Source organism: Nostocoides sp. F2B08, assembly GCF_009184895.1.
GTDB lineage: Bacteria > Actinomycetota > Actinomycetes > Actinomycetales > Dermatophilaceae > F2B08.
The window spans coordinates 510,155-523,808 of record NZ_WESE01000003.1 but is presented as its reverse complement, the minus strand read 5'-3'; the positions used below and the strand labels follow the sequence as shown (position 1 = coordinate 523,808).

The window sequence follows — 13,654 nt, the reverse complement described above, 5'->3', positions numbered from 1 at the left end:
GGAAGTCCTCTCCCGCAACGAGTTCGAGACCACGACCGCCGCCGCGACCGCGGTCATGGACTGGTGCTTCAACTTCTACAACACCACCCGCCGGCACAGCTCCGCTGCGATGATGTCACCCATCGCCTACGAGACCGCGGCTCTCACCCCGAGAGCCGCTTAAAGGAAGCCCTCCACGATTCGGGGGGAACCACACGTTGTCCGAGACGGTCAACAGCAGCGGCACCTGCTCGCTCACCTCGACGGCCTTGTCGATGGCGTCGGGTTCGCCGCTGCGCAGCGCCGCGACCAGGACGGTGCTCTGTTCGACGTCGCGGTCTTCGATGGCCCGCATCAGGCCTTGGGTGTGCAGGGCGTCCAGGAAGCAGGCCTCGACCTGGGTGGAGGACTCCTCGGCCGAGACCAGGGTCGCCAGCCAGTACCGGGAGACGACGTCGATGACCGCGACGGCGCACCGTTTCGCGCGGGGGAAGTGGGTGAAGTCGTAGCACCAGATCCGGTTCGGAGCCCACTCCAGCCACGCCGGCCAGGTCGGTTTCGGCGCCGGGTCACGACGTGGATTGCCCGGCAGGACAATGCCGTCGGCGGCCAGGACCCGCTGAATCGTCGACGGCGCGACGTGCACCAGGTTCAGCCGTGAGCCGCGGTGGGCGAGCTTGCGGTGCGAGCGGTCGACCTCACCCCAGCCCCGGTACAGCTCGATGATCGCGGCCCGCTCGTGCTCGAGGATGCCGTGCACCGCCCCACCGCCAGGGGCGGCGTCGGTCAGCCCGCCCGGGCCGTGCTCGGCGTACCTGCCCCGCCACCGGGCGACCCGGTCCTGGTCCACGCCGAGCAGCGCGCACGCGCGCCTGGTCGACCAGCCCTCGGTCTCGGCGTGGGCGATCAGGTCCAGCAGGCCGGCCTTGACGGTGGCGTCCACCCGGGTGGGGACCGGGCCGGCGCTCAGTCCCAACGTGCTTTTCCCTGATGCAGGTGCAGCGCCACCGCCTGCTCGGTCACCGTCGCCTTCAACCGCTCGACCTCGGCGCGGGCCTCGGCCAGCTCCACCTGCTCCGGGGTCATACCGGGACGGCCCGGCCGCGCTGCCAGCGCGGTCAACGCCCCGGTCTTGGCGGCCTTGCACACCGAGACCACCGTGGAACGGTCCACCCCGTACTTGAGCGCGACCTCCCGCTGGGTCGCCTGCCCCGAGAGCAGCGCCACCCACATCTCGTACTTCTGAGACGGCGCCAACACGCGCCGCTTCTTCCGCGGTGTCGTCTTCTTCGACATGCCCTGATCCGACACGGTCATCGACCTCCTGATCGACTCGCCACGCCGAACCCTGGATGGGTATTTTCCCGCCCAGATGTCTCACGAAGTCAGACGCAAACCACTTCCTCTAGGTTCCGGCTTGTCCGACCAAAGACGAGCTGGAGGCCTGGAGGGTGAAGGAGAGATCGAGAGTGGAGCTGTTTGAACGTATCCGACGGGACGCTCGTGAGGGTGTCCCGATCAGGAAGATCGCCCGGGATCATGGAGTGCATCGGCGCACGGTGCGTGCGGCGATCGCGGACGCGGTCCCGCCGCCGCGTAAGCCGGTGGTGCGTGAGGCGCAGGCCTTCGGACCGTACGAGGAGATCGTGCGGGCCTGGCTGGTCGCGGACCTGGACGCGCCGAAGAAGCAGCGGCACACCGCTCGACGGGTGTGGCATCGCCTGGTCGAGGAGCATGGTGCGTCGCTGTCGGAGTCCACGGTGCGCCCGCACGTGGCCCGGATCAAGACCGAGGTCGGGTTGGCCCGGCGGGAGGTGATGGTCCCGCAAACGCATCCGGCCGCGGCGGAGGCCGAGGTCGACTTCGGTCAGTTCCACGTCTCGGTCGGCGGGGTGATGCTGCGGTTGTGGATGTTCGTGATGCGCCTGTCGCACTCGGGCAAGGCGGTCCACATCGCCTACGCCAACCAGGCTCAGGAGTCGTTCCTGGACGGGCACGTCAAGGCATTCGCGGCCTTGGGCGGGGTCCCGACCGGGATGATCCGCTACGACAACCTCAAGCCGGCGGTGCTGAAGGTGCTGCTGGGTCGGGAACGGTTCGAGAACCCGAAATTCGTTGCGCTGCGGTCACATTACGGGTTCGAGTCGTTCTACTGCCGCCCCGGGAAAGAGGGTGCGCACGAGAAGGGCGGCGTCGAGGGCGAGATCGGCCGGTTCCGTCGCGCGCAGCTGACCCCGGTACCGCACGTGGGCTCAATGGCCGCCTTGAACGAGGCGATGGCCGCCGCCGACGTCCGCGACGACCAGCGTCGGATCGCTGGGCGGGCCGAGCGGGTGGGTGCCGCGTTCGACCGGGAGCAGCCGCTGCTGAACCCCTTGCCGGAGAGCGACTTCGACGCCTCCACGCCGCTGTCGTGCCGGGTCGATATGAAGTCGCGGATCTGTGTGCGTCAGTCGTACTACTCGGTGCCGGCCGCCTACGCCGGGCGCCGCGTAGTGGTGCGCCTTCACGCCGACGCCGTCCGCGTCTTCGACGCCGGCACCCCGATCGCGGACCATGTCCGCTCGTTGCACAAGGGCACCGAGGACCTGGTCCTGGATCACTACCTGGAGGTACTGACCCGCAAGCCCGGGGCGATGGCCGGCTCCACCGCCCTGGCCTTGGCCAGGGCCCGGGGCACGTTCACCCCCGCGCACCAGGGCTACTGGGACGCCGCCCGCCGCGCGCTCGGCGACGCCGGCGGTACCCGTGCCCTGATCGAGGCGCTGCTGCTGCACCGCACCCTGCCCGCCGCCGCCGTCATCGCCGCCATGGACGCGGCCGTGGCCGCCGGGCGGTACAACCCCGACATCCTGGCCGTCACCGCCCGCGCGCACACCGCTGGGACCCGAACGGCCGCGCCGATTCCGTTGCCCGCCAACGTCACCGACGCATCCGCTGCCCGCCCAGTGCCGTGCCTGGCCGGGTATGACCAGCTCCTGGAAGGAGCCATGGCATGACACCTGCAAGTCCCACGACCACCACGACGCCATCGCCGGCTCGCCCGGCAGTGAGCAAGCTGTCCGAGCCGGCCGCCGCAGCCGCGGTCACCGCCGCCACCAAGGCCCTGGGCCTGCCGACCATCCGCGAGGAGTACGCCCGCATCGCCCAGGCCGCCGCCCGTGAACGCCTCACCCACGCCGCCTACCTCGCCGAGGTCCTGACCGCCGAGTGCGACGACCGCGAACAGCGGCGCCGGATCCGGCGGGTCAAAGAGGCCCGCTTCCCACGACCCAAACGCCTCGAGGACTTCGACGCCCACCTGCTGCCCGACCTGCCCGAGGCCACCCTGGCGCACCTGGCCACCGGCGCGTGGATCGACGCCGGCGAACCGCTGGTCCTGCTCGGCGACTCCGGCACCGGCAAGACCCACCTGCTCATCGCCTTGGGCACCATCGCCGCCGAACAAGGCCGCCGGGTCCGCTACATCACCACCGCAGCCCTGGCCAACGAGCTCGCCGAAGCCGCCGACGACAAACGCCTCACCCGGGTCCTGGCCCGCTACGCCGCCCTCGACCTGCTCATCCTGGACGAGGTCGGCTACGTCAGCCTCGACGCCCACGGCGCCGAACTGCTCTTCCAAGTCATCACCGCCCGCGAAGAACGAGCCTCCATCGCCTGCGCCTCCAACGCCCCCTTCAGCGAATGGGGTACCACGTTCACCGACCCCCGCCTGGCCGCCGCCGTCGTCGATCGGCTCACCTTCAACGCCCACATCATCAGCACGGGCACCAGCTCCTACCGGCTCCGCTCAACCCGCGCAGCCAAGAAAGGAGGCCTCAAGAACTGACCCCCACCGGCGCCACGGTCAACCGGCCCGACCACCCGCGCCAACCCCCAAAGTCAACACCGAGGGTGGGGCCAAAACAGCCCATCACAGTGGGGCCAAAACAACTTGTCATTCTCAAGCGGAACCGGTTCGTCCGCCTGCAGGGCGGGACCCGCTCGGTCAACCGGGACCTGGAGGCCAAGGCGCGGGCGCTGGCCGGGTGGAAGGGGTACGTGACGAACCTGTCCCCGGAGCGCGCTGACGCCGAGTTCGTGATGGCCGCCTACCACCGGCTCTTTCAGATCGAGCGGTCGTTTCGGATGTCCAAGCACGACCTGCAAGCCCGACCGATCTTCCACCACAAGCGCGAGTCCATCGAGGCGCACCTGACCGTCGTGTTCGCCGCCCTCGCCGTCACCCGGCACATAGAAGAGGCGACCGGGTGTCGATCAAGAAGTTCGTCAGGACCACCCGCCGCTACCGCGAAGTCGTTATCGCCGCCGGCGACCAGCTCATCATCGCCGCCGACCCCCTCCCCGACGACCTACGCCACGCGATCAACGCCATCAGCACCCCGAGACGTGCGCACTAACTTGGCCCAAGTCAGGAGCAACTCGAGCTCGGCGTCGACACGGGCCGCACCGATGTGCTCCATCGTGCGTTTCCCGCCCCGATTCGAGTACACGATCTGCACCGCACGCGCCCCCGAAGACGTCTTCACCGTGCGGATATGCGGGGACCATCGCCCAAGAATACGAGTCGGCTAGTGCACAAAATCCCGACCGACTGCCAGCATCACCCCAGGTGAGCGAACCGCGATCCCCTCCAAGCCACAAACGTGAGCCAAGTCAGGTCGGAGAGCCCGTACACCCACTCTCATCCATAAAGAGCAAGCTAGGTGCGCTCATTTTGAGTCAGTAGGTCCACGGTTGCTGCTCGCCAAGAGTAATACTCACCGAAGCGCCGTGTTGCCAGAGCCTTTGAAACCTGTAGGGCACGGCGAGGCAACGGCATCACAAGTAGCTCCTCACGAAAACTGACGACCTTCTGGCGTGACCAGATGGAATCGACAAATGCCAGCACAGCATCGTCGAGAGTCTGGTCGCGTAGGGGATCGTCGATCCATGCATCGAGGCGAGCTGACATCAACTTGAGATTTCGTGCCTCGCGCGCAAGTATGCGGCCACGTTTCTCCGCGCGAACGGTTCTCCTGAGCTGGCTCAACCTCAACATAGCTCCAGAAGATCTACCGCCTTTCGTAGTCCGTGCCTCACGCCAACCAGAGAGCGCACCGCTGTGTCGACGCCATAGTTGATGCACCTCCTCACTCTCATATCGCAAACCCATCCATCCCGACAGCGAGTAGAGCCATCCGTCATAGCTCGTCGAGCTGGTAGGCACCGGTAAAGCGAGCTCCACGAATCCCCTTGAATACGCGTTGCAGGATCCGTTCCGCAATCCGGAGGTTTGTGAAACCCTGAGCCCGTTATGTCTCAAGGTGGAATCGCATATGTAAGCGTCCGTTGCGACGGCATGGGAGCCGGGCCGACCCTCGAAAAAACGCATGATGTGCTCAATCTTTGATGGTAGCCATACATCATCTTGGTCACAAATGAATATGACATCCTCGGTGCACTGGGCCAATGCATCAGTGAAGTTCCTGTTGGCGCCTATACGTGTTTGGCGGGCGTATATTGAGACAGGAAAGGGGGCAACCGCCGCGAAATCATTCAGCATGTCGAGAGTGCGGTCGTCGGATGCGTCGTCGTGGACTACGAGCCGGTCCGGTAGTCTCGATTGATGCAGCAGAGAATTCAGTTGCTCCTCAAGAAACTTCTCACCGTTGCACGTCGCCATTGCCACCGCGCACCGCATCTTGTCTCCTTTCTCCCAACTCCATGGCGTGTGCAGCTGTCAAGAAGCTACGCTATTTCGTGCATTTCCTTGACGTTTCATAGACTATGAAGCCTTCTTGCCGCATGGTATAGGCCGGAGTGCGCTCCGCTGAGAATGCTGGCGGATCGAGAGCGAGAGGCACTATCCGAGATACGTAACCGCGACAGCATATGGGGATTGCCGTGGAGCCGTTCCAAGTGATGGTCAAAAAGTACCGACGCTGAGTAGCCCAGTCGCCTTGCGGCACCCTCTGAATCCGAGGACCAATTCCCGTTGGGGTAGGCAAAGAATCGTGGATCGAAGTGATTTGAAACCAGCCATTCATGAGCCCGCTCCACCTGCCTGCGCTGCTCCTCACCATCGCAATTGTCGAGACATGGGTGATCCCACGTGTGATTCCCCACCTCGTGACCGAGCTGCACCCAGTCTCTCAGGTCTGAAAGTGAGCCTGACGCGGTAAGAGTCTTACTCGCAGGGTCTAACCTGCCATCGAGTTCGTGGATAGCGGCTCTCCTCTCAGCGTCTGGGCACTCCTTCAGCCTCTTCCGACTGAACTTCGCGCGCTCCGTAGGTGCAATAACTCCTTGGGACTCTGCCATATCGAGAATCTGGAACCAAAGGAAAGACGGACGCTCATAGGTTGATGGGTTGATGAAGGCTGTCGCTTGGATCCCATGCTTGGCCAGAGTCTCGCCCGCATCAAGCGTGGATTTGAGTCCATCGTCGAAAGTAAACCATACGCTCCACTTTGGGAGTGGCCGCCGGTCGGTTAAGGCGGCGACGATATCGTCCCCGTTCACGGGCATATAATCATCAAGAATCCGGACGACCGCCGATTCAAAATTGGCTAACTCCTCTATCCCGTGATATGCAAGTATCCGGAGGCGTGTGGGGGTACCCAGCCTGGCTGCGTGAGTCACCAAGGGATGCTGAAGCCCTTTGCGGAGGCGGCGTGTCGCGCCGGCGAGTACGGAACTGGCAGGGATGGATTCTGACATCAGAAGTCCTTCATAGTTGAACCGAGACAGACGCGTAAGAGTGCGGCCGGCCGCCGAGATCCGCCTTGTATCGTTCTTGACCTCGAGTCAAGTCAAGCACCTGGGGGCCATCCCCATCTTCGATCGCTTCCACGATGAATGCGTGAAGAGCCACGATCCCGGGGGAGTATCGACTGTAGCTCTCGTCGTAGGACACAAGGTTGACCCGAACGACCTCGCGATCGTGCCGACGGTCGCGTAACCCTGCTGCGATGGCAATTAGCTGGCCATCGGAGCGACGCACGGTCACGTTCCAGTTGTCTTGGAGCGAGAGCAGAGAGATAACGCTGTCGTGGTGTCCCCACACCGCCCAACGGCGGACAATTGACCTGACTGAGTCCGAAGGAGTCCTTTGTGACTGCCTGGAGAGTGCCCTCTGCCGTCGCATGTGCCGAACCGTGCGGATATCATCCTCCGAGAGCTGCGTATTGATCGCAATCGACAACTCCACGCCATCTTTCTCTGCGCGGTTGATGGCAGTGCGGACATTCTGGCGGAATCGCTTCGTCAGGAGTCTGTCGAAGGCAGCCCGCGAATCGGGAATGTCTATCGCGACCGCGTCCTCATGAGTCACTTGGGCACCTGGTCGAGTGGCGAGATATCCGGCAGATGGAGAGTCCGCGAGCATCCGATCAAAGACGCATGTCTTCACGTGATATCGACTGCGGAGATGGGCGAGCACGAGTTCGACTGCTTCGGCTCGGAACTCGCGATAGAGGAAGTCAAGATAGTCGGATGACGTGGTGTGTCCAAGGAAGTATGCGGCTCGGGGAAAGTTGGATGACAGGGGCATCCGCTGAATGCGAAGGGGGGCAATGAGAAGCGGCTCCGTCCCATCCTTAACCAGTAGATAGCGATACGATGTTCCTGCGCGAGCTAGGCGGTCGCTATGCACATGCTTTCGGACTACTTCAGCCCACTCCCAACGTTGGTAAGCAGTCATGTCACGGCCTGCTTGGAGCGCCCGCCATTCGCGCTCGATTGCTGGCGCCGATGCTATACCCACATCTTTGAGTTTCACTTCGGCAGGCCAACTTTGATTAGCCCTTGTCTGGCGGCTCGGACGCCGCTGAAAGTGGCGAGGGAGGTAAAGCCGGCACGTCGAATCCCTCTCAGGCTAGGCTCATTGGTTGTAAGAGCAAAGATGAACGTGTCGTCGGCAGCGTAGTGATTCTTGAGAAAGCGCAGTAGGGCGGTGTAATGACCGTGGCCGCGTAAAGATGGATCCGTCATAAAGTCGAACATCACCCGCGAGCCCGGTGGCAACTCCAACGTCGTCCGTAGTTCCCCCACCGGGAAGGTGAGCCTAGGCTCAGAGACCCAACCACTTACTGCTGGACGATCGCCCGACATCAACACCCAGTAGGTGCTTCCAGTACTCAATCGAGTTTCGGCTGATGTGTGGGCTACCCGTCGGTTGTTCTTGTGAAACTCCTTGAAGGCAGCTGCGTCGCTTATCGAGATAATGTTGCGTTCTTCCATGTTGTGGGCAGTATGGTCAGGTCCGGTACCAACCTGCCGAGCTCGACTCCCGAAAACCTCCACACTGCGAAGCAGTGGTGCCGCACGACCAAACAAGCGTCTTGTGTGTCGTCTGTTCGGACTTGGGGCGGATGCGCTCATCATCTCGCGGTAAAATTCCGCGGTTGCGTCTGCAACCGAAGCCAGGTCGTAGTCCTCCTTGAAATGTTGACGACCGCGACGCGACATTGCCTCCCGGCGTGCTGGGTCCAAGAGTAGATCGTGCATTGCTCTGGCAAGCCCGTCGACGTCGCCTCGGCTCACGATCATGCCAAAGTCTCCGTGCCCGAGCACCTCACTCACCGCCGCGGCGTCCGACCCAATGATGGGGCACCCCATTGCCATGGCCTCGATGAGGGCACCGCCGAACCCTTCGTAGAGTGACGGAAAGGCGAATACATCTGCCGCCGTGAGGAGGTCCGGCACATCGTCGCGGTGCCCAAGGATACGGATGCGGTCGGTATGGCGAGATGACACCACGGTGCCCGCTAACCTTGCAGTATCGCTGCCATCTCGTCCGGCGATGAGCAGCACAGCGTTGTCAAGACCATCTGCCACCTGCTCAAAGGCTGCGACGAGATCTAGTTTGGCTTTCTGGGGGTCGTGACGACCCACATTCAAGACAACCAGATCCGTCTCGGCCAGGCCGAGGCTCGAACGCACCCGAGCTCGGCGCGATACGGAGGGTTCACCTAGCGCAATAGTGTCGCGTCCTCGCGGGATTTGGGTGATTCTGCTAGGCGGGATGTGGAGTACATCGCGAGCTTCTCGGCCCACCGCGTCCGTTAAGACGTGGAAGTGGCGGACGAGGCGCGAGGTGACGGCGTCGACGGTCCTCAACTGGGTCATCCGCCGTGCACTCAGGCCGTGCGCCTGTTGCCTAGCGGGGTCATAGGTGATGTTGACGAGGCTGTCAACGCGCTTGACCGGAAGGCCGAGCGATGCCATCCGCGTGAGCAGAGTCGCCTCGATCAACGTCGCGTGCACCACATCGGGCGTTCGGCGCTGAATCAACCGGCGCAGAGCGTGGACCTTCGCACGACGGCTCAACTGCGGGAGGACCGTGACAGAGAAGCCCTGGTTGCGGAGTTCTCCCTGCCATCCGGGCCGTTCAAAGACGCAGACCACGCTGCCGTCAATCCCCCTCTCGCGTAGTAGAGGGAGTGTGGCGACGAGCGACTCTTCCGCGCCGCCGCCGTACCCTAGCCCATCGATCACGTGCATAACGTGAAGTCTTCGGGTGGCGGGGTCGTGCGGTTGTGAGCTCCTCATCAGGTGAGTCCTCTCCGGCTGCCCGAACTAGCGTCAGACACGACGGAGAGTCCCCGATAGACCTCTGCCATCGTGAGGGCGTGTTCCGCCAACGTCGGAAGTCCGCTGGGCAAAGGCGTGCGGTCGCTGCTGGTGAGCAACCGGACTGCGGTAGCGGCCCACCTCTCTGGTCCAGCCGCGAGCGGCATGCGGTTGGTGCTCCCACCGGACATCGATTCAGGCACAGCCTCGGACACCACGGCTGGTAGGCCGGCGGCACGGGCCTCTGCCACAGCAAGCGGACTACCTTCGTAAATCGACGGAAAGACGAACAAATCCATGGCTGACAGCAGGTCAGAGACATCGGTTCGCCCGCCAAGTAGCAGCACTCGTTCTTCCATGCCTAGGGCCGCAATATGGCTTCTCAACTGCTCTTCGCCCGGCCCGGCGCCCACTAGCACCAGCGTGGCTTCTGGGTGCTGTCGGACAATCTCCGCAAACGTGCTGACCAAGAATTTGTGATTCTTTGCTGGTAAGAAGGCCCCCACGTGCCCGATGGCCGAACGGCTTGAGAGACCGAGCTCGAGTCGAAGGCGATCACGTGTTTCTGGCCGGAACTGGAAGGGTTCAGGGTCGAAACCGTTCTCTATCACGTCCCACGAACGCTGAGGTCCGAACATCCATCGTCCAGCCGGCTCGGACACAGCAATTCTCCGAGTCTTGGCTAGCGCAGGTGACGCGCGTCCGATGAAGTGCATAGCGCGCGAACGCGTCGACGGTGGACTGCCAGCGCTATGGCTGTGAACGAGGACGGGGACCGAGCTGCGCAGAGCGGCACGGACCGGTGCGAGATAGGACGCGCTCGTGGCGTTGAAGTGAAGCACGTCGAATCCTTGGGCCATCAGCCCTTGGAGTTCTCGCCGGTTGCGGCGCGTGTTACGCGCGCGAGGTGTGACGGGGTAGAAGGAGCAACCAAGCGCTGCTAACTCACCACTCAACGCGGGAGGAGCCCCAACATCCGAGTGCGTGATGTCGAAGTGGAAGTCTGCGCCCTGAAGAGACTGAACAAGATTGAGCAGGTAGCGCTCGATGCCGCCTAGGTTCGGGCTCAGGCCGTGGATAAGCACGCGGATCACGGTCCGGCCTTTCCACTGACGTGTGCAACCAGCGGGCGCCGACTCAGTCGTGACCCTGTCCGAACCGCTTCATAAGTCCGCCTGGAGACATCAGCGATGGTTCGCTGGTCGAAGAGCTGGTGCGCACGCTCCGCCGCAGCCCGCCCCAACCTGAGCCGCATCTCGGATCCTCCAATGAGCCCTAGGAGGGCCGACTTGAGAGCGATGGCACTACGGGGTTCCACAAGGAGGAGGTGTTCCGCGTGTACACCTATCTCGCGACAACCTCGGATGTCCGACAGGACCATTGGTAGACCGCATGCTGCCGCCTCCATGGAGGCTCGCGAGAAGCCCTCGCGGTAAGACGCAAGCACAAAGACGTCGAAGGCGGAGTAGACCGCTGGCATGTCTGTCTGTTCAGGCATGAACTGCACAGACGACGTGTCGATATCGGCCATGGCCTCGCCTTCTGTGGCGTCCTCTGGGCCGACCCAAATGAAGCGGGCGCGGTGGTCCAACGCCTGGGCTGCCGCCGCATATTCAGCCAACCCCTTCTCGCGAACCCGGCGCCCAACTGTGCCCACAAGGATCTCCTCGTCGCCAATGCCCCACTCTGCTCGCAGGCGGGCTCTTCCGGCTCGGTCGAAGCGGAAGCGGTCCAGGTCGATGCCGTTGCCGACGACCTGATGTCGACCTCGCTTGAGGAACCGGCGTAAAGTCCGCTCGTCCTGAGCGTTCTGGAAGAGCTCGTAGTCGGAGAAGCGAGCCGCCAGGCCCTCTAGGCCGTAGACGAATGCCCGCTTGGCGAGCGAGTCCTCTGGAGTGGCCCACAAGCCGTGGCAAGTGTTGACAACAACTGGTACACCAGCGAGCCGTCCAGTGATCCGGCCCATTACCCCAGTCTTTGGGTTGTGAGTATGGAGCACGTCGAGGTCGAGACTCCGCAGGGTCCGCCATAGGTCCACGAACGCTCGCAGGTCCTGGCGCAGCCCCCAGGAGCGAGTGAGCGATCGAATCGGCACGTGTTCGACGCCGAGCGCCTTCACACGCTCGACGTAGGGCCCGGGGGCGCTGATGCCGAAGACCTCGTGTCCCTCCTGGACGCGCTCCTCCAGCTCGGTGGCGAGGAGCAGCGCAAGACTGATGTCAGCCGTCGTCAGGTGCGCGATGCGCCAGCGCGCGCGTTCGTCGGTCCTCCCCGTCACGTGGTCGATTTTCTCATGGGTTTCGTGAGGGACAAGCCAGTCCATCGAGTCGGGATAGACTCAAGGGTCGGCGGGCGCTCTGTCGATGCTGCACACGAGAGGTTCGAACATGAGCTCATGGGGGATGCCCGCGGAGCGGACACGACCATGAACGCACGCGAGTACTGGAAGGTCATTCGCCGGAAGTGGCCGGTGATCGTGGCGACTTCGCTGGCCGCCGCGGTCGTTATGTTCCTCATCACTCCCGCGGAGCCGCCACCCGTTGAGAGAGTCACGAGCTACACGGCTACCGCCACGCTGATCGTCGAGACGCCGGCACGCTCCGTCGACGAGCCTGCCGGAGCGGTTTCGCTGGACCGCGTCGTGCTCTACATGACCACGGGTGAGGTCCCAGCCCTAGCAGCGCAGCAGGTGGGATACACGAGGGAGCCCGCCCTTCTCGCCAACCAACTCACTGTGACTCCGAACCCGTCCGCGCAATCGCTGACGGTGGAGATGAGCGGGGCGGATGCCGAATACGTGGCAGCGGTTGCCAACGCGTTCGCGGAACAGTCTGTGGCGTACTTTGCTACACCACGTGATGGCACAGGCGAGGCTGAGCTGTCGATCCTGGCGGAGGCCACCCCCATCCCGATCATCGCCAGCGGTGGCTTTAGCATCCCACCGAGCCGGACCTTCCGGACCACCATGGCGGCACTCCTCGGTCTCCTCATCGGCTTCGGACTTGCGCTTGTCCTCCACCAGGTCGACTCCCGCCTCAGGACTCGTGACGAGGTCTATCAAGCACTGCGCATGCCGGTCATCGCCGAGATCCCGAAGCTCAGCCGCTCCCAACGAGAACAAAGGCAAATACTCGTTGCGGATGAGCCCCATGGGGTCTATGCCGATGGCTATCGCACCGCCCGTGCCGCCGTCATGCACACGGCCTCCCTCGAGGTCGGCCGGTCGGAGTCCGCACTGGCCGAAAGGCGCAGGGCCCGCCAAGGACACGCGAAGGTCGTCATGGTCACGTCGGCCCAGGCCGGTGAGGGCAAGTCCACGAGTGTGGCCAACCTCGCGGCCAGTTTTGCCGAGACCGGCAAGTCCGTCCTAGTGCTGGATGCCGACCTGCGCTCGCCGAACCTCCACCCGATGTTCGACGTCCCCCAGGGCGCCGGGATCTCCGACTTCCTCTACGACCCTGCCTCGACCCGCCTCGAGGCGCTCGCCCGACCAACCAGCGTCCCGGGCGTCAAGATCATCACGGCCGGCACCCAGTTAGCACACCCCGCGAGTCTCGCAACGCGGATGGGAACGCTCATCGACGAAGCGCGACCTCTGGCTGACATCGTGATCGTCGACACGGCTCCCATCCTGGCTGCCAGCGATGGCTTCGACATCTTGCCAATCGTCGACACGGTCCTCTTCGTGGTGCGGAGCGGTCGGCTCACCGAAGCCGCCGGACTGCGCGTCAGTGAACTGTTGGGCCGATTCCATGTCCCAGTTACGGGGGCAATCCTTGTGGGCACGCCGAGCCGGCGATCGGACGGCTACGGTTACGGCTACGGCAGTGCGTCCGAAGACCCCGCCGCCAAGGCGAGCGGCCGCCGCGGTAGGAGAGGTGCACGAGCTGCCGGCGACCAGCCCCGACCGCGCACACGCCGAGAGGCGAAGGAACGAGCTGCGGATGGGGGGTTGTCGTCGGCGGATCTAAGTTCAGGTTCAGCCGAGGATGCGTTCGATCCATACGAGGGATACGACGTCAGGCGAGATCTGGCGACAACAGACGATTCGGGCGACCCTCCCGTCCTTGGCCAAACTCGCCGCCAGCGGCGCGCTTCATCGGGCTAGGCGGGCGTGCCT

The 13,654-nt window shown here is 63.8% G+C and carries 12 protein-coding genes and 1 pseudogene; 5 read left to right on the top strand and 8 right to left on the bottom strand.

Going from position 1 to position 13,654, the window contains the following annotated elements:
* The first annotated feature begins 55 nt into the window (after positions 1-55).
* Positions 56-163, top strand: coding sequence for a hypothetical protein (locus GA707_RS21790; protein ID WP_370460036.1), 108 nt, complete (start codon positions 56-58; stop codon positions 161-163).
* On the opposite strand, the gene GA707_RS09885 is transcribed toward GA707_RS21790, so the two are convergent.
* Entirely contained in the window at positions 116-955 is an 840-nt protein-coding gene (locus tag GA707_RS09885; RefSeq protein WP_152178231.1) for a helix-turn-helix domain-containing protein, read from the bottom strand. The two genes, GA707_RS21790 and GA707_RS09885, sit on opposite strands and share 48 nt — an antisense overlap.
* Positions 946-1,296 carry a helix-turn-helix domain-containing protein gene (locus GA707_RS09880; RefSeq protein ID WP_226963680.1) on the bottom strand — a complete coding sequence of 117 codons (351 nt, stop codon included), beginning with the start codon at positions 1,294-1,296 and terminating at the stop codon, positions 946-948. The genes GA707_RS09885 and GA707_RS09880 overlap by 10 nt, the downstream gene beginning before the upstream one ends.
* Positions 1,297-1,430: 134 nt before the next feature.
* On the opposite strand from GA707_RS09880, the gene istA reads away from it, so the two are divergent.
* From istA to GA707_RS09865, 3 genes and pseudogenes are all read left to right on the top strand, one after another.
* The gene (gene istA / locus GA707_RS09875; protein WP_152178230.1) at positions 1,431-2,978 is read left to right on the top strand and encodes an IS21 family transposase; all 1,548 of its coding nucleotides are present in this window, start codon (positions 1,431-1,433) and stop codon (positions 2,976-2,978) included.
* On the top strand, positions 2,975-3,808 hold the full coding sequence (gene istB / locus GA707_RS09870) for an IS21-like element helper ATPase IstB (RefSeq protein ID WP_152178229.1): 834 nt from the start codon (positions 2,975-2,977) through the stop codon (positions 3,806-3,808). The genes istA and istB overlap by 4 nt, the downstream gene beginning before the upstream one ends.
* A 113-nt stretch (positions 3,809-3,921) precedes the next feature.
* Positions 3,922-4,379 (top strand): annotated as a pseudogene (locus GA707_RS09865) (transposase); the annotation flags it as partial.
* A 302-nt stretch (positions 4,380-4,681) separates the two neighbouring features.
* Here GA707_RS09865 and GA707_RS21785 read toward each other — a convergent pair.
* From GA707_RS21785 to GA707_RS09835, 6 genes are all read right to left on the bottom strand, one after another.
* Complete coding sequence (locus tag GA707_RS21785) at positions 4,682-5,662, bottom strand: glycosyltransferase (protein ID WP_152178228.1); 981 nt, start codon at positions 5,660-5,662, stop codon at positions 4,682-4,684.
* A 77-nt stretch (positions 5,663-5,739) separates the two neighbouring features.
* Entirely contained in the window at positions 5,740-6,489 is a 750-nt protein-coding gene (locus GA707_RS21780; RefSeq protein WP_226963697.1) for a polysaccharide deacetylase family protein, read from the bottom strand.
* A 202-nt stretch (positions 6,490-6,691) separates the two neighbouring features.
* Entirely contained in the window at positions 6,692-7,513 is an 822-nt protein-coding gene (locus tag GA707_RS09850) for a GNAT family N-acetyltransferase (protein ID WP_193315259.1), read from the bottom strand.
* 224 nt (positions 7,514-7,737) lie between these two features.
* A complete protein-coding gene (locus GA707_RS09845; protein WP_193315258.1) occupies positions 7,738-9,465 on the bottom strand; it encodes a glycosyltransferase family 4 protein in 1,728 nt (575 codons plus the stop codon).
* 47 nt (positions 9,466-9,512) lie between these two features.
* Entirely contained in the window at positions 9,513-10,619 is a 1,107-nt protein-coding gene (locus GA707_RS21775) for a glycosyltransferase (protein WP_226963696.1), read from the bottom strand.
* A 5-nt stretch (positions 10,620-10,624) separates the two neighbouring features.
* Entirely contained in the window at positions 10,625-11,812 is a 1,188-nt protein-coding gene (locus GA707_RS09835) for a glycosyltransferase (RefSeq protein ID WP_370460035.1), read from the bottom strand.
* A gap of 15 nt (positions 11,813-11,827) precedes the next feature.
* Here GA707_RS09835 and GA707_RS09830 point away from each other — a divergent pair, with 15 nt between their 5' ends.
* Positions 11,828-13,642, top strand: coding sequence for a polysaccharide biosynthesis tyrosine autokinase (locus GA707_RS09830; RefSeq protein WP_152178222.1), 1,815 nt, complete (start codon positions 11,828-11,830; stop codon positions 13,640-13,642).
* Positions 13,643-13,654 lie beyond the last annotated feature (12 nt).